The sequence below is a fragment of the Fontisphaera persica genome, from assembly GCF_024832785.1.
Taxonomy (GTDB): Bacteria; Verrucomicrobiota; Verrucomicrobiia; order Limisphaerales; family Fontisphaeraceae; genus Fontisphaera; species Fontisphaera persica.
Window position 1 is genome coordinate 4,191,593 of the sequence record NZ_CP116615.1, and the last position, 20,489, is coordinate 4,212,081.

At 63.5% G+C, this 20,489-nt stretch carries 13 protein-coding genes; 10 read left to right on the forward strand and 3 right to left on the reverse strand.

The window, feature by feature from the left end:
• Positions 1–35 precede the first annotated feature (35 nt).
• Entirely contained in the window at positions 36–3,575 is a 3,540-nt protein-coding gene (locus NXS98_RS15680) for a GEVED domain-containing protein (protein WP_283845981.1), read from the forward strand.
• A gap of 1,482 nt (positions 3,576–5,057) precedes the next feature.
• On the opposite strand, the gene NXS98_RS15685 is transcribed toward NXS98_RS15680, so the two are convergent.
• Positions 5,058–7,718 (reverse strand): glycoside hydrolase family 127 protein, encoded by a 2,661-nt coding sequence (locus tag NXS98_RS15685; RefSeq protein WP_283845982.1) that lies wholly within the window; start codon positions 7,716–7,718, stop codon positions 5,058–5,060.
• Positions 7,719–7,935: 217 nt separating this feature from the next.
• Between NXS98_RS15685 and NXS98_RS15690 the strand changes: the two genes are divergently transcribed.
• The 9 genes from NXS98_RS15690 (at position 7,936) to NXS98_RS15730 (ending at position 15,172) form a co-directional block, all read left to right on the forward strand.
• Positions 7,936–8,226, forward strand: coding sequence for a hypothetical protein (locus NXS98_RS15690; RefSeq protein ID WP_283845983.1), 291 nt, complete (start codon positions 7,936–7,938; stop codon positions 8,224–8,226).
• Positions 8,227–8,242: 16 nt separating this feature from the next.
• Positions 8,243–9,058: a TatD family hydrolase gene (locus NXS98_RS15695; RefSeq protein ID WP_283845984.1), complete on the forward strand. Its 816-nt coding sequence runs from the start codon at positions 8,243–8,245 to the stop codon at positions 9,056–9,058.
• A gap of 31 nt (positions 9,059–9,089) precedes the next feature.
• Positions 9,090–10,262 carry a metabolite traffic protein EboE gene (gene eboE, locus NXS98_RS15700; protein ID WP_283845985.1) on the forward strand — a complete coding sequence of 391 codons (1,173 nt, stop codon included), beginning with the start codon at positions 9,090–9,092 and terminating at the stop codon, positions 10,260–10,262.
• Positions 10,263–10,274: 12 nt separating this feature from the next.
• On the forward strand, positions 10,275–11,270 hold the full coding sequence (locus NXS98_RS15705) for a tRNA-dihydrouridine synthase family protein (protein ID WP_283845986.1): 996 nt from the start codon (positions 10,275–10,277) through the stop codon (positions 11,268–11,270).
• A gap of 38 nt (positions 11,271–11,308) precedes the next feature.
• Positions 11,309–11,686: a hypothetical protein gene (locus tag NXS98_RS15710; protein ID WP_283845987.1), complete on the forward strand. Its 378-nt coding sequence runs from the start codon at positions 11,309–11,311 to the stop codon at positions 11,684–11,686.
• A 216-nt stretch (positions 11,687–11,902) separates the two neighbouring features.
• Positions 11,903–12,496, forward strand: coding sequence for a hypothetical protein (locus NXS98_RS15715; protein ID WP_283845988.1), 594 nt, complete (start codon positions 11,903–11,905; stop codon positions 12,494–12,496).
• 38 nt (positions 12,497–12,534) lie between these two features.
• On the forward strand, positions 12,535–12,939 hold the full coding sequence (locus NXS98_RS15720) for a YlbF/YmcA family competence regulator (protein WP_283845989.1): 405 nt from the start codon (positions 12,535–12,537) through the stop codon (positions 12,937–12,939).
• A gap of 44 nt (positions 12,940–12,983) precedes the next feature.
• The gene (gene ubiE, locus NXS98_RS15725) at positions 12,984–13,727 is read left to right on the forward strand and encodes a bifunctional demethylmenaquinone methyltransferase/2-methoxy-6-polyprenyl-1,4-benzoquinol methylase UbiE (RefSeq protein ID WP_283845990.1); all 744 of its coding nucleotides are present in this window, start codon (positions 12,984–12,986) and stop codon (positions 13,725–13,727) included.
• Between the two features lie 506 nt (positions 13,728–14,233).
• Positions 14,234–15,172, forward strand: a complete 939-nt coding sequence (locus NXS98_RS15730; RefSeq protein WP_283845991.1) for a BRCT domain-containing protein — start codon at positions 14,234–14,236, stop codon at positions 15,170–15,172.
• Positions 15,173–15,326: 154 nt separating this feature from the next.
• Here NXS98_RS15730 and dinB read toward each other — a convergent pair whose 3' ends face one another.
• Positions 15,327–19,706, reverse strand: a complete 4,380-nt coding sequence (gene dinB, locus NXS98_RS15735; protein ID WP_283848187.1) for a DNA polymerase IV — start codon at positions 19,704–19,706, stop codon at positions 15,327–15,329.
• A gap of 54 nt (positions 19,707–19,760) precedes the next feature.
• Positions 19,761–20,384 (reverse strand): transcriptional repressor LexA, encoded by a 624-nt coding sequence (gene lexA, locus NXS98_RS15740; protein WP_283845992.1) that lies wholly within the window; start codon positions 20,382–20,384, stop codon positions 19,761–19,763.
• Positions 20,385–20,489: the final 105 nt, after the last annotated feature.

Genomic DNA, 20,489 nt, shown 5'->3' on the forward strand with positions numbered 1-20,489 from the left:
GGAAGGGGCTGGCCGGGCGCAGCAATTTTTGGCTTATGAATGCAAAGTTGTTTCTTTGGACCCGTGTCCGCCCGTGGCTCTGGGCCGGGCTGGTCACGGTGCTGATGGGGCCGGGGCTGGCATGGAGCCAGACGGCCCAGCGCGATTATGGGGACGCTCCCGCCCCCTATCCCACCAAAATTGAACACAATGGGGCGCGGCACACGTTGGGTTCCATTCGCATGGGCGACTTGGTGGATGTGGATCTGGACGGCCAACCGGACCCCGATGCCTTGGGTGATGACAACCAGCCGGACCCTGAGCGCGATGATGAAGACGGCGTCACGTTTCTGACCGCCCTGATTCCGGGCCAGACCGCCCGCGTGCAGGTGGTGGTGCGGGGCACGGCGCAGTTGGGATTTCTTTATGTGTGGGTGGATTTTGGTGGAGATGGCTCCTGGGCCGAAGCCGGGGACCAGGTCTTTAATGAACAGTCGGTGAACCTGGGGACCAATGTGCTCACCTTCCCGGTGCCGGCCGCCGCCAAAACGGGGGTCACCTTTGCGCGGTTTCGTATCAGCGCCGAGCGCGGACAGTTGAGCTTTGCCGGCGTGGCCAGCACGGGCGAGGTCGAGGACTACAAAGTGGTGATTCAGGAGGAACAACTGGACTTCGGGGACGCTCCCAATAGCTACTCCACCACCTTGAGCAGCGAGGGGCCGCGCCATGTGGCGGTGGGCCCCATCCTTGGCTTCCGGCGGGATGTGGAGGCCGACGGACAGCCCAGTCCCGAGGCAATGGCCGACGACAAGTTTCCGCTGGGCCAGCCCGCGGATGAAGATGGTGTCTTTTTCCCGGAGCCTTTGGTGCCGGGCCGCGGCGTGAGCATAGAGGTGGTCGTCAGCGGCAACTTCGAGCGCGCCCGGCTCGACGCCTGGATGGATTTTGGCCGGGACGGCACCTTCCTTGAGCCGGCCGACCAGATTTTTGAAGATGTGCCCGTGTTCCGCGGCACCAACCACCTGACCTTCCTGATTCCTGCCGGGGCGTCGCCGGGCGAAACCTTCGCCCGTTTCCGGCTCAGCGAGCGGGGCAAACTCTCCTTCCGCGGGCTCGAGGGCAGCGGCGAGGTGGAAGATTATCAGGTGACGTTGGTGCAGGAGTTCGACTTCGGTGATGCGCCGGCGCCGTATCCCACCCTGCTGCGCAACAACGGCGCGCGCCATTTGTTCAACGCCGACATTTTTTTAGGCTATCAGATTGATGCCGAGCCGGACGGCCAGCCCACCCCACAGGCGGACGGCGATGATGTGAACCCCTCCACCTCCCCTGACGAGGACGGCGTAATCTTCACCAGCGCGGTGGTGCCCGGCCGGCAGGCCACGGTGCAGGTGGTGGCCAGCACGCGCGGGCGGTTGTATGCGTGGATTGATTTCAACCGCAACGGCAGTTGGGCTGACCCGGGCGAGCAGGTTTTCAATGGCGAATTGTTAAGCCCGGGCTGGCAGATTCTGACCTTTGACGTCCCGGAAAACGCCGTCCTCGGCGACACCTTCAGCCGCTGGCGGTTCACTGTGCAGGGCGGCGCGTTGTCGTTCACCGGCCCGGCGCCAGACGGCGAGGTGGAAGACCATCAAGTGAAGATTATTCCCGACCGCGAGCGGTGCGATTTGGGCTGCGAAGGCCGCGAGTTCTGGCTGACCTTCCCCGGCAACTACGCGCCGGACCCGGACAATCCCACTCGGCCCTCGCTGGCCATTCAAGGGGCGGCAGGCACCACGGGCATGGTCAGTGTGGCGGCGCTGGGGATTTCACTGCCCTACGTTATTCCGACCAGTTTTGTGGCGCGCGTTACCCTGCCCACGGCGGTGGATTTGGGCAACCTCCAGGATGGCATCACCAATCTGGGGATTCGCGTCACGGCCAATCGAGACGTGCGCGTGACGGCCTTCAATCATGCCCGCTACACCACCGACAGCTATCAGGGCTTGAACACCACGGTCCTGGGCACGGAGTATGTCGTAATGGCCTATGGCAACGTGCACGCAGGCGTGCCCTTCTTGAATGGCAGCCAGTTTGCCATCGCCGGCGCGCACAGCAACACGGTGGTCACCATCACGCCCAAGGTCACCGTGGGCACCCGCCTGGCCGGCGTGCCGTATCAAATCACCCTGCAGCCGGGGCAGGTCTATCAACTGCGCGCCACGCGCGATGCGCCGGCAGACCTGACCGGCACCCTCATCAAGGCGGACAAGCCGGTGGCGGTGTTTGCGGGGCATCATTGCGCCAATGTGCCCTCCGACCAGGTCTGGTTCTGCGATTATGTGGTGGAGCAGTTGCTGCCCGTGAATAACTGGGGCGACACCTTTTACGTGGCCCCGCTGGCCACCCGCAGCAACGGCGATATCCTGCGCATCCTGGCCGCGCAGGACGGCACCGAGGTCTATGTCAACGGCCTGCTCGCGGCCAACTTGAACCGCGGCCAGTTCCACCAGCGCCTGCTGACCGTGCCTTCCGAAATTACCAGCAGCAAGCCCGTGCTGTTGGCCCAATATGCCACCAGCTCGGATTTCGACGGCAACCCGCAGGCGGACCCCTTCATGGTGCAGGTACAGGCCACCCGGCATTACTCCAGCGCGTACATCTTCGTCACGCCCACCAACGATTTTCCGGTGAATTACGTCCAGATTATGATTTACGCCTACGGCACGAATTCCGTGCTGTTGGACGGCGTCTTGGTCAACCCGTCCCTGTTCCAGCCCATTGGCTCCACCTTCATGGCCGTGGCCAATGTGCCGGTGACGCCCGGCCGGCACATCATCGGGGCGGAAATCAGTTTTGGCATCACCGTTTATGGCTGGGGCACGTATGATTCCTACGGGCATCCCGGCTGTTACTACCTGGGCGATGTCATGGAGCCGGAAGTCACGCCGCCCTTCACCACCTTTACTGCCAACGTGGCGCAAAATCCCAATGCCCCGGGCATGGCCGCCGTGCCGAACATCGCGGGACAGACGACCGCCAGGGACAACTGCGGACAGGAAAATCCCATGCCCGAGCAGTCCATTCCGGCCGGCACGCTGCTGGGGCCTGGCCTGTACACCGTCAATGTGGCGGTGGCCGATTACCATGGCAACGTGGGCATGGTGCCGGTGAATGTGAAGATTATTGACCCATCGCCGGTGAACATCCAATGCCCGCCCAACCTGACCGTGCCCTGCCAAAATGGACAGGGGGCGGTGGTGCACTTCAATGTGACGGCCTCCACCACTTATGAAACCAATGTGGCCGTGGTGTCCACGCCGCCCTCTGGCAGCTTCTTCCCGGTGGGTACCACCGTGGTGACCAATGTGGCCACCAGCCTGGCCGGCAACACCGCCACCTGCACCTTCACCGTCACGGTGACGTGTGAGCAAAAAGTCACGGCCGCGCTCAGCCGCACGGGCATTTACCTGAACTGGGGGCGGATGGGTTCGCTGGAGTACTCGGCGAATCCCACCGGCCCGTGGTTCACCGTGGCGCCCAACACCAATCAATTTCTGGCGCCTACCACCGGCCCGCGCGGCTTTTATCGCGTCCGCTACACGGAACCTTGATGAGGGAGTGTAGCGCAGGCGTCCCGCCTGCGGGTTCACGGAGCCTCCCGGCTCCGTGATTACTGAATTACCAACAGCAAGCGGGCGCGCTTGGTTACCCCAGTCCGCACGGCAACCTTTAATTTCCCATAGCGCAGGCGTCCTCGTCCCGCAAAGCGGGATTCAGCCTCCGTCCCGCAGGCCAAAGGGTGGCCAACGGACCGGCGGCAGAATAATGCAACGCACGGTAACTATTTCCCTTTCCCTCTGGGAGAGGGCCAGGGTGAGGGGGCGTTTTCCCCCTTCGTTCCCTTCGTTTCCTTCTGTTAAAAATCCGTGTCCATCCGTGCTCCTTTACCCCATCGTGGGAAGGGACTATTGTGAAGGTGTGTAGTGCGGGCGTCGGCCCCATGTAGCGCAGGCGTCCCGCCTGCGGGTTCACGGAGCCTCCCGGCTCCGTGATTGCAGCACTGATAAGGTCAAGCGGACGCGCTCGGAAACAACAAACCGAGTACCAATCTTTCCTGTGCAGTAACGAAGGTGAGCACGCATCGTAAGGTGGGAATAAGCCTGCGAGCGGCAGGCCAAATCCCGCTCTGCGAGACGAGGACGCCTGCGCTACAGACCCTCACCTTAGCCTTTTACCACGATGGGGTGGAGGGAATACGAGGAAGAGCGCGTGAAAGGGAAAAAAACCAACCACGAATGAACACGTACAAACACGGATTTTTAACAGAAGGAAACAAAGGGAACAAAGAGGGAGAAGAGGCCCCTTAGCCTGACCCTTTCCCCGGGGGGGATTGTAGCGGGACGGATTATCCTGCCCCTAGCCTGTGGGACGCCATACGTTATGGCTAATGCGAGATTGAAGTGCGGATTGGTGCGTCCAGGGGCGTGTGTTTGACGACGGCAATTCAGCAAGCACGGAGCCGGGAGGCTCCGTGAACCCGCAGGCGAGACGCCTGCGCTACAGACCCTCACCCTGACCCTCTCCCCGGGGGGAGAGGGAAAATAGTTAATGTACCTCGAATTATTCGTTATCTATGTTTGCTCAATGCAGGCGAGGAGGGAAAGAAAGAATAGAAACCCCATAGATGTTCTCATCTCAATTCGTTGCCTCCGGCCTGCGGGACGCGGGCCGAATCCCGCTTTGCGGGACGAGACGCCTGCCTGACGACACAGGAAAGTTTAACGGGCAGACTGCTGGTTACAGGCGCGTCTGTTTGACAACGGCAATTCAGCAAGCACGGAGCCGGGAGGCTCCGTGAACCCGCAGGCGAGACGCCTGCGCTACATCACATCGCCCTGGCTCTTTTCCGCAGGGAGAGGGTGGAGAGGGGGATGGCGGGTCGGCGACCAGCAGGCTTTATAATTCGGCCCTATCTTCGGAGGAAGGGACGTTTTCATGGAGGGACGCCTTCCATGGCGTGCCGTCATGGCATTCCAAGTGGGCGCACCGGCCAGGCAGTGGCCGGGCGGGCGAATTGGGCGAGTGGGCGGCGGTTAGGGCTCGCGCATCCAGACCATGGAGCGGCCGCCGCGGTTGAGGCGGGCGTAATTGGGGATGGCCAGCAGGGGCGCGCCATTGGCCCAGGTGCCTTTGATTACCACCACGCCACCCAGCAAATCTGGTCGCCATTCCGCATTCAAGGGCGTGGCCGGGGCCAGTGCCGATTCGAGGTTTTGGTCCACGCTTTCCACGTTGTAAATCAGTGGCCCGCGGCGCAAGGCCACGCGGCCGCGGTTGGCGACAATGCGGTCATCGGCCTTGATGCGCTGCACGGGGAGGGGCAACTCCAACTCGACGCGGTCGCCGGGCTGCCACGCGCGCCGGAGCGAGACGTAGCCATCGCGCACGGTGGCCTTCACCGGCTTGCCGTTGACGGCCACGCGGAGGACTTCTGCGCAGGGCGGGGTGTTGGTGTAGAGCAGGCTGGTTTGCCGGTTGGGCACGCGCAGATGCACGGCAAAGGTGCGGCGCGCCGCCGGCTGCACGGTCAGGGTTACCTGGCCCTGCCAGGGGTAATCGGTGGTTTGTTCCAGGCGCAGCGGAGCGCCGGCCACGTGGGGCAGCGTGACCACACTGCCGGCGTAAAGGTTCACGTAGACGGCGTCCCGCCCCAGGGTGTACATCCAGGTGGGCAGCAGGAAGAGGGTGCGCGGGATGTTGCCCACGCAGCAGGGGCAGCCATGCCATTTATAGCGGGCGGCGGAGGAATCCAGGGGGTTGGTGTAGGTGAAGTTTTGCGCCTCCAAATCCACGCTGCCCAGGACGGCGTTATAGAGCGTGTCCTCCATCACATCCGCATAGCGCCCCTGGTGCCAGAGGCGCTGCATTTTGTGTTGGAAAAACACCATGCCGCAGCCGGCGCAGGATTCGCAATAGGAGGCGTTGGGCAGGGAGTAATTCTTGCCGAATCCCTCGCTGGTTTCGCCGCTGCCGATGCCGCCGGTGACGTAGTATTTGCAATGCACCAGGTTGTGCCACAGGGATTGCACGGCGCTGAGGTAATCGGGGTCGTGCGTGGCGATGGCCACATCGGCCATGGCGGAGTAGGAATAGGAGGCGCGCACGGCGTGGCCCACCGCCTCATATTGGCGGATGACAGGCACATGGCTTTGGTCATATTCCTCGCCGCCGTCGCGGGCATCCAGGAGGTACCTGGCCAGTTCAAAATACGGGCGGCCTTTGCCTGGGCCTTCCACGTGGTCCACGTACCAGGCGAAGCGCGCCAGGGTTTGTTCCAGTTCCTGATGGCCTTCGTACCAGGGGCGTTTGGGCGGCGGGCCGATGTGGCGGACCCAGCAGTCGGCCAGTTTTTTAGCGGCGTCGTACAGGCGAGTGTCCCTGCCCTCGGTGAGGCGGTGATGGGCCAGGGCGGCGCCGATGAAATAGCCGGCCAGGTAGCCTTCGTGGTCGTGTTTGTTGGACCAGCGTTTGCGGTTTTCAATGGTGTATTGCGTGTGCAGATAACCATCCGGCTCCTGGGCGGCGAGGATGAGGGGAATCCATTTTTCCAGGGTCTGGCGCAGGCGCTCCTGGCCGGCGCGCCAGTCGGCATCGTTGCCCGGGTCCACCATCAAGGCCAGGCAGATGGACTCCAGGGTGTTATAGACCCACGCATTGGCAAACACCGGGCCGATGTGCCGCGCTCCCGGTTTGCCGGCCAGTTTGTTGGCGGCCTGCACGAAGTTTTCCAGCCCGCCTTCGCGGGTGGCGGGGTCCTCGATTTTGGCGATGCAGTGCGGGAGCCAGTTCAGGGTCAGAGCCTTGAGCCGGGGCCGCCAGAAGGGGCTGGTAATCTGGTAGGGTTGGGGCGGGAGCCACTCGAGGGCCTGGGCAGGCGGAGGCGGCTCGGCCCAGACGCGCAAGGTGTCCCTGCTCTCGGCTGCGCCGTCATGCGCGGTGAACCGGAGCACATATTCCCCAGGTGCGGAAAAACGCGCCGTGGTGGCGGCCTGGGTGTCTTTTTCAAAGATGACGCGGCCCGGCCCGCTGGCTTTCATCCAGCGCACGGTGGGCGAGGGCACAACTTTGCCGTCGTCGCGAGCCACGCCTTCCAGGTACGTCCGCCCCGGCTGGACCACCACCCGGTCCGGCCCGGCAGTGACGCGGGGAGGGAAATTGGGCGAATTGCCGGAGTCAAGCACCCGCCACTCCAGCAGGCCGGTGGAGAATTTTTCCTGGCCCTCCATTTCGAGGCGCAGGCGGGTGGTTTTGATTTCCGGGAAGGTGGTGACATTAAACTTGCCGGCTTCGAGGCCCAAACCGGCAGCCTCCGGCACAGGCACGAACTCCGTGCCATTCCAATACAGCAGCCGGCACGCACGCGGCAGGCGCACGCCGCGGCGGTCATCAAACCAATAAACCTCGATGCGGCGGGTGGCAATGGGCTGGCTCCAGTCGTACTGGACCCATTGCGTGCCCGTCCGCGGCCAGTTGCCGTAGGCGCCGTGGCGTTTGTCATCCGAATGGGCAGGCGTAAAGCCGTCGTTCAACGCCGTGATGGTTTCGTGAGGTGATACATACGAAGTGGAGGGCGTGGCCACCAGGGCCAGATTGACTTCGGCGGCGCGCAGGCCGGTGCCTGCCAGGGAGAGCAACGCGGTGAGGGCCAGATGCATGGCGGGACGGCAGAAGGGCAGGAAGGCGCGATTTTTCATGTGAATTACTTAATAGTGTTAATAAATAATCATCGTAAGGACGTCATTCTGTCAAGCATGAGCGTGGCCAAAGGTTTATATAGCGAGGGCCGGGTCTCCCCCAAACATGCGCCGAATGCGGTGCTAGCGGGGGCTGTGGCACGTTGGCCAGCCCCGGCGCGGGCGCAAATGTGCTTGAGCCGGTTGAGTGCGCGGCTCAAGATAGGTGGCGTCGCGTATGACCAAAACGCAAGTGTTGGACCAATACTTCATCACCGCCCGCCATCAGTTGCTTGAGTTGGCGGCTTTTCTGGACCGCGTGGAGCGGGCAGAGGGGACGGCGGATTTTCGTCTGGCCGCGTTGCGCGAGGCCTTGCCCCTGCTCCAACGACCGCGCGGGCCGCGGGTGGAAAAAATCCTGGTGGCGTTAAGTGACCCGTCGCGGCCGCCCATCGCGCGAGCCACCACACAGTCGGCCTGCGGCGCCTGTCCACCGGCCGCCCGCCGCAAGGGCCGCACCAAGGGCTGAGCATTGTTTACGGCTTATGCGCTACATTGAGCCTCATGCCCACATGGTCAGCCGCACCACGGACGATTACCGCGCCATGGTGGCGGCCGGCTGCGCCGCCGTGACGGAGCCGGCTTTCTGGGCCGGATTTGACCGCAGCTCGGTGGACGCCTTTTATGACTATTTTTGCCAGTTGACGGATTACGAGCCGCGGCGGGCGGCGCGTTATGGGCTGCCGCATTATTGCTGGTTGTGCGTCAACCCCAAGGAGGCGGAAGACGCCGGATTTGCGCGGGAGGTGCTCAAGATTATTCCGGAATTCCTGCCGCGTCCCAACGTGCTGGGCATTGGGGAAATTGGCCTCAATAAGAACAGCCGCAACGAGCTGGCAATTCTGGAGGAGCACATTGAGCTGGCGGTGCGGCATGATTTGCTCATCCTGGTGCACACGCCGCATTTGGAGGACAAGCTCAAGGGCACGCGGCTGACGCTGGACGTGCTGCGGGCGCATCCGAAGGTGCAGCCGGGGCGGGTCATCATTGACCATGTGGAAGAGCATACCATTCGCATGGTGTTGGAGGCGGGATTCTGGGCGGGCATCACGTTGTACCCCGACTCCAAGGTCAGCCCCGCGCGGGCGGTGGACATGCTGGAGCGGTACGGGCCGGAGCGGTTGTGGCTGAATAGCGCCTGTGATTGGGGCCACAGCATCCCGCTCAACGTGCCTTACACCGCCATGGAAATGCGGCGGCGCGGTTTCACCGCCGCGCAGGTGGACCGCATCATCTTCCAAAATCCCTGCCAGTTCCTGCGGCAAAGCCCGCGTTTTCAGGCGCCGGAAGTGCCGGGCTGAGGAGGAGCCCCGCAGCCGGCATTGGCATCCCATGCAATTGCGATACGGACTGCATCTGGCCTATTGCACCAATGTGCATCGCGGCGAGCGCTGGGGTGAAATTCTGGCCGCGCTGGAGCAACACGTGCTGGCCGTGCGCGCCGTGGTGTGCCCGCAGGCGCCGTTTGCCATTGGGTTGCGGCTGGGGGCGCAGGCGGCCGCCGAGCTGGGCGACCCGGCCACGCTGCTGGAGTTCAACCGCTGGCTCGACCGCCATCAATGTTACGTTTTCACCATCAACGGTTTTCCCTATGGCCCGTTCCACGGCACACCGGTCAAGGAGCAGGTGTATCAGCCGGACTGGACCACGCCGGAGCGGCTGGAGTACACGGTGCAACTGCTGGAAATCCTGGCGCAACTCCTGCCGCCGGGCATGGAGGGCAGCGTCAGCACCGTGCCGGTCTCCTTCAAACCGGCGCTGCGGACGCCCGAGCAGGAGGCGCAGGCGCGCCGCCAGCTTTGGGCGTGTGTGGACCAGGCGCACCGCATTTGCCGCCGCTACGGGCGCAATCTGCACGTGGGGCTGGAGCCGGAGCCGATGTGCGCGCTCGAGACCACGCGCGAGACGGTGGAGTTTTTTGCGCGGCTGCGCGCCGACCGGCCCGGCGACACGCGGCTGGAGGAGCTGCTGGGCGTGAACTATGACTGCTGCCATCTGGCCATCCAATTCGAGGACCCGCGGGAGTCTTTGGAGGCATTGCGCCGGCATGGCATCCGCCTCAGCAAGATTCACCTGAGCAACGCCCTCAAAGTCATCCCCACCCCGGCGGCGCGGGCGGCGTTGAGGGCCTTTGTGGAGCCGGTTTATTTGCATCAGGTGGTGGCCGCCGACCGCTGGGCGCAGCTCACACGTTACCTGGATTTGCCGGAGGCGCTGGCCGCGGCGGAGGCGTGGCCGGCGGAGCAGCCGCTGCCCGAATGGCGCATCCATTTTCACGTTCCGTTGCATCAGCCGCCCGATGCCCTGTTTGGCAACACCAGCGACCACGTGATGGGCGTGCTGGATTATTTGTCCCGGCGGCCCAATCTGTGCGCGCATTTGGAAATGGAAACCTACACCTGGGAGGTGATGCCGCCGGCCATGCGCCAGCGGCGGGTGGAGGACCAAATTGTATCCGAATACCGCTGGACGCTGGCGGAGCTGCAGCGGCGGCAACTGGCATGACCCGGCCTGCCCATGTTTGAAGCAGCCACGATTGGCGGCCAGACGCTGACCCCGGCGCGGGTGTGCGCGCCCATGGCGCTTTATACCCACAGCGCCTTTCGCCGCCTGCTGGCCGATTTGGGCGGTTGTGGCGCGGTGTGGACGGAGATGCTGGCGGCGCGGCGGCTGTTGTCGGAAGATTTCCAGACTTCCCCGTGGCTGCGGCGGCGGCCGCACGAGGGACTGGTGGTGTATCAACTCATGGCCCGCCCCGGCGACCCGCTGGAGCGGGTTTTGGCGCGCATGGCCGAGCAGGGGGTGCAGGCGGTGGATTTGAACCTGGCCTGCGACGCCCACAACATCCGGGCCATGGCCTCCGGCAGCGCGCTGTGGGATGACTGGGAGGGCATGCGCCGGGTGGTCACCCAAATGCGCGCCGCCTGGCACGGGTGGTTTTCGGTGAAAATCCGGCTGGGGCATCGGCGCGAAGGCTGGCAGGAGGCTTTTCGCGAGCGGATGAAATTTCTGGAGGAGGCCGGCGTGGACGCCGTGGTGTTGCACGCGAGATTTTTCGAGGACAAATACCGGCGGCCCGCCCAGTGGCAATGGATTCCGTGGGCCGCGGCGCTGACGCGATTGCCGCTCATCGCCAACGGCGATTTGCAGAGCGCGGAACAGGTGCAGGAGCTGCGCGAATGGCTGGCCCCTGCCCGCGCCATCATGCTGGGGCGCATGGCCGTGGTGTGCCCGTGGGTCTTTGCGCATTGGGGGGTGGCGCGGCCAGTGGATTACGCCGCCGTGTGGAATCGGTACTGCGATTATGTGGAGGAGGACTTTCCGCCGCGACTGGCCCTGCGGCGCATTCAGGCTTTTGCGCGGTATTACGAGCTGCACTTTTTCTACGGGCACCAGTTTCACACCACGCTCGGCCGCCTGACCACCGTGGCCGAGGCCCGCGCCTGGGCCGGCGAATTCTTTGCCCGCGGCCCGGCGTTGAACCGGACCCTGCTGCTGGGCGGACTGCGCTGAGGCCGTTTGCCGTTGACCTTTGCCGGGTGGTTTCAATAATGGAAGAGATGCGCATCGTGGTGTTCATGCTCCTGCTGGCGCTGGCCTTGGGCGCCGGGGGCTGCCGCAAGCGGGCCGTGGAGGGCGAGCCTTCCCGGCCGGCGCAGAAAAAATCTGCTCGCGGCAAAAAAGGGCCGGCCGTGACGCCGGACCTGGCGTTGCAGGGGCGCGTGGCAAGGGTGAGTCCCCAGGCGCGCACGGTGGTGCTGAGTTTCCCGCTGGGCTGGCTGCCGGCACTGGAGCGGCGTTTGAACGTGTACCGGCAGGGCGTCAAAGTAGGCGAAGTCAAAATCACCGGCCCGCAGATGGATACGAACATCGCGGCGGACTTGATTGCCGGCGAGGCGGCCGTGGGAGATGAGGTGAGGGAGGATTAAACGGCCCCAACTCCCTGGGCATGGTTGCGGCAGAGGATTTTAGCCTCGCTTCATCACTCCCTAATGCATCCCGAAAATACGGTGTGGCCTGCCGTACGGCAAATTGATTGCCGCGCAACAGGGGGGCCAGGCGGAAACATGGCACTTGGGATTGACAATCACCGATATCGGCAGCAGTGTTACTAGCGAGGCTCAAATGCGCGCATGAGTCATGGAATGTCCATTATTTTGCTTACCCTCCTGTGCGGGGGCCCGATGCTCCATGCCCAGGTGGGGCCGGCAGAGCGCATCCTCAAGGAGCGCGCCCGCGGCGTGACCAATGACGTGAGCCAGCGCAGCGCCAACCCCAATTATACCCCCCCGGCCAAGGGCCGTCCGGCCACACCCACGCCTCCCGCCGCGGCTCCGGCCGCCGTGCGGCCACCCGAATTGACCGATGCCCAGCGCAAGGCGGTGCGGCAACTGCGCCAGCATCTGGACGCCATTGCTCTCGGCAAGGAGCAGGCCCCGGCGCAAACACTGGCGCAGGACCTGATGCAGGCCGCCAGCGGCCCGCGCACGCCGGGCCTGACTCAACTGACGGCTCTGGCAGGCGACCTGGCGGTGGCCTGGCCCGCGCAGAAATGGGCCCAAGAGCAACAAAACCAGTTCATTGAAGGCCTGGTGCATCTTTTGAACAGCGGGTTGTCCCCCGCCGCGGCGCAAGCGGTGTTGCGGCAGGTGGAAACGCTGCTGGAAAAAAGCGGCATTCCCGCCGCCGATGCCCGACGGCTGGCGGGCAGTTTGAAACAACTGGCCCAGGCCCGCTAAACTTTCCTTCCCATCCTGCAACCACAATCCATCAGACTATGAGCCTGACCCAACCTGACGGCGCGGTAATGACCAAAGTGCGTGAGCTGTGCTCCACGCTGGCGGCTGATCCCGCGTTTCACCAAATCCGAGACCGCATTGGCGCTTTCATGAGCGATGAACAGGCGCAAATGCAATATGAAGACGTGGCGGCCCTGAGCCAGGCGCTTCAACACAAACAACGCCAGGGCATCCGCCTGACAGAAGAGGAAATTGCGGACTTTGAAGCCCGCCGCGACCAGTTGCTGGGCAATCCCGTCGCCAAAGGTTACCTCGATGCGCAGGAGGAAATGCACGCCATCCGGCAGTCGGTGGCCACGTATGTGATGAAAACGTTTGAACTGGGCCGCCTGCCCGAGGAAGACGATTTTCATAACTGCGGCCACGGCTGCAGTTGCGGTTAAGCGCGGGCGGCGGCCGGCTTCCGCAACGCGCGAACCGTCACGCCATGTCCCGCTCCTACTACCAACCCGGCGCCCAGCGCGCGGCGCAGGTGGAGGATTTGTTTGCCGGCATTGCGCCGCGCTACGATCTTCTGAATGACCTCCAGAGCTTTGGCCTCCACCGCTGGTGGAAGCGCCGGCTGGTGGCTTTGGCCGCGGTGCCCCCTGGCGGCAGGGCGCTGGACTTGTGCTGCGGCACGGGGGACGTGGCCCTGGCCTTTGCCCGGCGGGGCATCCCGGCGGTGGGGCTGGACTTCAGCCAGCCCATGCTCGAAGTGGCCCGCCAGCGCACCCGGCGCCTGGCTCGTCCCGGCCGCACGCTGCCGGTGGAATGGTGGCAGGGAGACGCCTTGCATTTGCCTTTTCCCGACGGCCATTTCGACGCCGTGACCATCAGTTACGGCCTGCGCAACCTGGCGGATATCCCCCGTGGTCTGGCCGAGATGTACCGCGTCACCCGCCCCGGCGGGCGGTTGCTGGTGCTGGACTTTGGCAAACCGCAGCATCCTTGGTGGCGGGCGGTGTATTTTTTCTACCTGGGCAAGGTCGTGCCGTTGCTGGGAGCCTGCTTCTGCCGCAATGCGCCCGCCTATGCCTATATCCTGGAAAGCCTGCAACATTATCCCGCCCAGGCAGGCGTGACGGCCGCCCTGCGGGAGTTGGGCTGTACGGAAATCGCGTTGCACAACATCCTCGGGGGCGCCATGAGCATTCATTGCGCCGTGAAACCGGCTCAAGGAAGTAACTAAAGGCCGGCGGATGATTCAGCGTCGGCCGGGTGCCGGTTTTTGCGGCGAATGTCCTGCCACAGCTTTGCGGAAAGTGGGATGGCTTCTGGTCCGCTTGACAAACTCGGGAAGTCAAGGCAGAAAGAAGGCTCCTTAGGCTTCCCTTCAGCCTGCAGGCTGAAGCATCCTGCGAAGCCGGTTAGGGGGCTGGGAGGCCCCCTTCCTTTTTTAGTGGGCTGGCAAATGCTTTAAGGCTGCGACGTATAATGGAGTCATACCAGGTTGGTATCGCGTTGTTATTCATAGTGCCTTATCAAACCAAAGTGGCTTGTGGGCAGATACATAGAGGTGTCCCCAATCATTACGATCACGCTTGGAGCAAGGATTTTTCCGTGAATTCTTCTGGGGCAGCAAAGCCAACTTCGCTTCGATCCCTCCGGATGGCAACGCTGTCAAGTTACGATTGCTCATAATGATTGGGGGAGGTGTTGTAATGAACATGCTGGCGTTGATGTGAGCGCTTTGATATGGTATCTCTGAAAGCCAATCCTATGTTACACCCAGATCATGAACCCTATTTCAAGTACACGAAAAGGCAGCGAGTAGATCTTGCTATTCACACATTGGAAGGAATCTTAAAAGGCATCGCCATTGATGGACAGATACAATCACCCGAGTGCCGGGAATTATCCAATTGGTATAATGAACACCGCCACTTGATTGCCTACCATCCTTTCTCGGAGCTGGTACCTGTCGTTCAGTCGGCGTTGGCAGATGGCGTGCTCAACACGGAAGAGCGCGCCGACCTTTTATGGCTATGCAAAAACATGTCTGTGGGCAGCATTTTTTATGATGAGATTACAAATGACATTCAAGTTTTACATGGCATTCTCCATGGCATCTTGGCAGACGATGTGGTCACGGAGGAGGAAACTAAAGCCCTGAGTGAATGGATTGACACCAATTCACATCTGAAAGGAACTTACCCATTCGATGAAATTGACAGCCTGCTAACGATGGTGCTCCAGGACGGTAAGCTCGATGACAAGGAAAAATCATTGCTCAAAGATTTTTTTGAGGACTTCGTCTCATATTCCAATGCAAAGCGCTCTGAACAGGCTAAATCTGAAAAGGTCAACAAAAAGGAAATGCGGTTAACCGGCATTTGCGCTGTGTGTCCCGTGATTGAGTTTCCTAATCATGTTTTCTGTTTCACCGGCGCCTCTCGGAGGGCTACAAGGCATGATATTGCGTACCAGGTTGAAAGCCGCAGAGGTGTGTTCACTAACACCGTTACTAAAAATCTCGATTACCTCGTTATTGGAGCTGCCGGCAATCCTTGCTGGGCATATGGGTGCTATGGCCGCAAAGTGGAACAAGCTATAAAATATCGCCGTGAAGGCAGCAAATTGATTCTGGTTCATGAAAACGATTTTTGGGATGCGATTGAGGACACAAAAGGTTGAGACAAGACCCAACTAAGAATGGGGCCACGCATTCCTCGCACAATCACAGATTAAATGCTTTATGAGAGAGGCGTAAAACGAGGAAGGGGGAGGCGCGGAATGGCTCACTGCATCAGGGGCGATGGTGGAAAGGGGCTCCGTCTGGCCGGCCAAATTATTCCTGACGTTGGGTCGGTTTTTCCCGCGGTTTGCCGGCGCGGTGGATGCGGAGGGTGAAGCCGCGGCCATTTTCAAAGGGTTCGACGGTGGCGGTGACTTCCAGCACAGGGTAGCGGACGGTGGCCAGGCCGTAGCTGCGGTAGGTGGAGGCAAAGAGTTCGGTTTCCACCATGCCCGTCCAGTCCGCCAGGGTCAGGAATTTCATCGGTTCGCCGGTGATTTGATGGAAGAGCCGTTGCTCGATGACGAGGCCGCAGGTGACGACTTGCTGTCCCACAAACTCCCCCAGGCGCGCCACCGGGCAATAAGTCTCCCAGGCCACCTGGTCAAAGAGTTCGAGCGGATGGCCGCTGACGGGGTAGCCCAACAGTTCGGCCTCCCATTCCAGGCGCTGGCGGCGGGTGGGTTCCTGAAGGGGGGCGTCGCTCAGGCGCTCCGCTCCGGGCGGGGGGAGGAGCCAGCCCTGGCCGCCGCCTGCCTCCGCGTGGCCAAAGGCGCGCCGCAGGAGCTGCGCCTCCCAAAACAGGCGGGTGCGGCTCAGGCCGAATTCATCCAGGGCGCCGGCGCGGATGAGCAATTCCATTTCCTCCGGCGCGGGGCCAACGCGGGCGTAAAAATCGCGCAGGGAGGTGAAGGCGCCCTGTTGGCGCGCGGCCAGGAGCCGGTCGCGGGTGGCCTGGGTCAGGCCTTTAATTTGTGTTATGGGCACACGAATGGCGCGAGGGGGAGCGGTGGAAACGCCGGAAGCCGGCCGCGGGCGCACCACCTGGAAAGCCGGCCCGGGCTCATTGAGGGTGGGCGGCAGGAGGGGGAGGCCCAGGCGGTGGCATTCGAGCACATAGACGAGGGGGTCGTAAAAGCCCTTGCCGTGGGTGAGCACGGCCGCCATGAACTCCGCCGGGTAATACCGCTTGAGCCACGCGGCGACGTACGCCTCCACCGCGTAAGCCGTCGAATGCGCCTTGCAAAAGGCGTATCCGGCAAAACCGGTGACCAGGTCCCACACCTCGCGGATGACGGCTTCGGGGCGCCCGCGGGCGCGGGCGGCGGCGAAGAATTCGCGGCCAATTTCCTGGATGGTCTCCAACTTTTCCTTGCCCAGGGCACGGCGGAGCTGGTCGGCGCGGCCGGGGGGCAGGCCGGCAAAGGCCTCGCAGATTTGCAGAACGTGCTCCTCATACACCACCAGGCCGAAGGTGCTCCGGAGGCACGGCTCCAGCGAGGGATGGGGATAGCTGGCCGGTTCCAACCCCTGGTAACGGCGGCAGAACTTTTGTTTTTTTTGTTCGTTGGCCGCGCCGGGGCGGATGACGCTGACCACGGCCACCAGGCCGTCTATTTCGCGGATGTGGCTCTGCCGGCAGAGGCCCACCATGGCGGGTGACTCGATGTGATGCACGGCGCGGGCCTGGCCGCTGGCAATGAGGTCCCACACGGCGGGGTCATCCCAGGGGGCAAGGTCCGGCATCCCACCATCCAGCGGCGCCAACCCCTTTGTTTCCTCCGCTGGTGGAGGGGGGAGGGGGCCTTTTTGCGGCTCCTCTTTTCTGCGGATTTCCGCCAGCGCATCGCGCATCACCGCCAGGCCGCCTTGGGCCAGGATGTCGAGTTTCACCAGGCCGAGGGCCTCGACGGCGTCCATGTCGTAGTGCGTGGCGGGCCAGCCCTTGTGGGTGCGGAAGGTGGGAGTGAGTTCGTGGATGGGCTGGCGCGAGAGCACCACGCCGCAGGGGTGCATCTTGGGATAACGCGGGAAGCCATCCAGAAATTCCGCCATTTCCAGGGCCGAGCGGTAGGGTTCTTCCTCCAGCGGCAAATCGCGGCAGTCGGGGCTTTCGCGCAGCAGTTGGACGAGGCCGCGGGCGCGGCTCCAGGGGAAATGCTCGGTGAAGCGCCGCACTTGATGCTCGGAAAGGCCGAGCGCCTTGCCGACATCGGCCACGGCGCCGCGGGCCTGGTAGGTGGAGAAGCCGCCCACCACCGCGCAATGCTCCGGGCCGTATTTCTCGAAGAGCAGGGCGATGACGTCATCCTTGCGGTCATGGGGAAAGTCCACGTCAATGTCCGGCAGTTTGTGCATGGCCATGCGCTCGCGGTTGAGGAAACGGCGGAAGTAGAGGTCGAAGCGCAGCGGGCACACGTTGCTGATGCCCAGACAATAGCAGACCAGGGAATCGGCGGCGCTGCCGCGGGTGAGCCAGTCCATGCCGCGGCGGCGGCATTCGCGCAGCAAATCCCACACCACCAGAAAGTAGTCCTCGTAGCCCACCTCGCCGATGATGGCCAGCTCCTCCTCGAGTTGGGGCCGCACCTGCGTCCAGCGGTCAGGATAACGGCGGCGCGCGCCCTCCAGCACCAGCCGCCGCAAAAAGGCGCGCGAGGGGGAGCCGTCCGGGGCCTGAAACACCGGGAATTGCGGCGGGCCAAAGGGAAACCGGAAGCCCCGGCAGCGCTCGGCAATTTCGGCATTGCCGGCCAGCACGCGGGGTGGCAGGCGGAATTGCTGGCGCAGCTCGGCGGGCGCGCGCCAGTGCAACTCGCCGGGCAGTTTGGCGGGGTGCTCCTGCCGCAGGAGGGTGAGGGTGCGGATGGCCTCCAACACTTCAAATTTCCAGCGGTCTGGCGGCGTGGCGTAATGCACCGGCTGTCCCCAGGCGAGGGGTAAATGCGCGGGGAAACGGGCGGCTTCTTCCGGCGCGCAGACCAGGCCGTAGAAACGACCGGGAAACCATGCCGCCAGGCGCGCCTCTGCGCCGAGGGCCAGCAGGCCGTCCGTGCCTTCCTCCAACTGCCGCAGCGACAACTGGCCGGGCGGCAGGCTGAGCCAGCGGCAGAGACGGGCATAGCCCCGGGCGTTTTCCACGAATAACACCAGGGGGCGGCCGTCGAGGAGGACTTCCGTGCCCACCAGCGGTTGCAAGCCGGCGGCCTGGGCTTGCTGCACAAACTCCGGCGCGCCGTGCAAATGACCCAAATCGGCCAGCCCGATGGCGGGCAATTCATGCTGTTGCGCCAGGCGGACGATGTCGGCAATGGCCAGGGTGGAAGCAAGGAACGAATAATAACTGCGCACGCGCAGCGGGATGACGGGGACGCTGGCCGGCCGCCGCGCGGCCGCAGGCTCGCGCCATCTCTTGCCCTGGCCCTCACGCGTTGGAGGGGGGAGGGGGAGGTTCCTGGAGTTATCGGGTGAAATATCCGTTTGCGTTTTGCGTTCCTCCAGCAGCAGGTCATGGCCGCGCATGACCACCTTGCAGCCGAACTTTTCGCGCAAGGCATCCACGGCGGCGGCCAGGCGGCGGCGCGCCTCGGATTGGCCGTCTGCCGGCAGCAGTTCCAGCTCGCCGGTGATGCGCCCGTCATAGAGGTGGCTCAACCGCAGCGAGACCATGCGGAGGCTCACCCGGCGGCGCCAGGCGCGTTTGAGGAGCAGGCGGAGGCGTCCATACACCTCGGTTTCCACGCACACCGGCTCGGGCAGGCTTTCGCTGCATTGGTCTTCGGCCATGTCGTTGTAACGCACTTTGACCGTGAGGGTGCGAGCCGCCTGGCCGGCCGCGCGCAATTTGGCGAAGAGTTCATCCGCCATGCGGCGCAGGACCGCCTGGGCGTATTCCTCGTCGGTGAGGTCCTGCGCAAAGGTCTCTTGTTGCCCGAAAGATTTGGCGGGGGCACGGCTGGGCACGACGGGTCGGTCATCGAGACCGCGGGCAAAGCGGTGGAGCGTGCCGGCGCCGCTGCCCACCAGCACTTCCAGCAATTCCGGGGGAGTGGCGGCGATTTGGCCCACCCGCGCCAGGCCGGCGGCGTTCAGCCGCTCGCCGAGCTTGGGGCCTACGCCCGGCAGCCAGCGGTTGGGCAGCGGACACAAAAACTCGGCTTCCCGGCCGGGCGGGACTTCCAGCAGGGCGGCGGGTTTGTTCAACTTGGAGGCCACCTGGCTGACGAGCTTGTTGGCGGCCACGCCTTCGCTGACGGAGATTTTGAGCGATTGGCGGATGGCCTCCCGCAGGCGGTGGGCCACCTCGAAAGGGGGGCGGCGCGCGCCGGTGACGTCGAGGTATCCTTCGTCAATCGAGGCCACCTCCACGTCCGGGGTGAAGTCGTAGGCGTAGGAAAACATCCATTGGGAAAATCGCTCGTATTTCTCGAAGTCGCCCGGCAGGAGAATCAAGGCGGGGCACAACCGCCGGGCCAGGGCGGCGGGCATGGGGGTGTAGATGCCGAAGCGCCGGGCCTCATAGGAGGCGGAGGCGATGATGCCGCGCTTTTCGCCGCCCACAGCCACCGGGCGCCCGCGCAGGCGGGGGTCCGCCGCCTGCTCCACCGAGGCAAAGAAGGCATCTGCGTCGAGGTGAATGATTTTGGCGGGCATCAAACGCGGGCGAGGTTGGGATGGGTAACGAGGGGACGATTTTTCCGGCCAGGATTATCCTGCTTTGCCGCGCACCAGTCCCACCATCACCCCCTGGATGACCAGCTCGGCGGCGGGGATGAGTTTGGGGTATTGGGGATTTTCGGCCTTCAAATAGGGGCGCCCGCGCTCCACCACGTACGTTTTGAGGGTGCTTTCGTTGTCAATCAGCGCCGCGACGACATCGCCGGGTCGGGGGGGCCGGCCGTGCTCCAGAATCACAATGTCGCCGTCAATGATGTGCCGCCCAATCATGGAGTCGCCCCGCACCCGCAGGGCAAACGTGCGCGCGGTGGGTTGAATGCCCAGTGTCCGCACGTCCACCGACACGCATCCTTCGGCCTCCTGCTGCCGGTCGTCGGCAAAACCGGCGGGGATGCTCCCAAAGAGCGGGATGTCCACCACCGCCTGCCGGAGGCGCGCCAGGGGCGAGGCCAGCCGCCAGGAGCGCGCCTTGCCCGGCACATGGGCCAGCCAGCCTTTGCGCTCCAGGGCCGCCACGTGACAGGCGGCGGCGCGCGGGCTGCGGAAGCCGAAATGCGCGGCGATTTCGCGCAGGGTGGGCATGGGTTCGCCCGCCTGCTGCCGGGCTTGGAGGAGGGCGAGGACCCGTGCTTGTTGGTCGGTCAAGCGTTTCATAGTTACTATACAAATGTATAGTATTCAGGAAAAAAATTCAAGCGTCCTCCTGCCCGGGCCACGGGGGGGTGGATTGCCCTTGTGGCCAGGGACTTGGGGGGACTT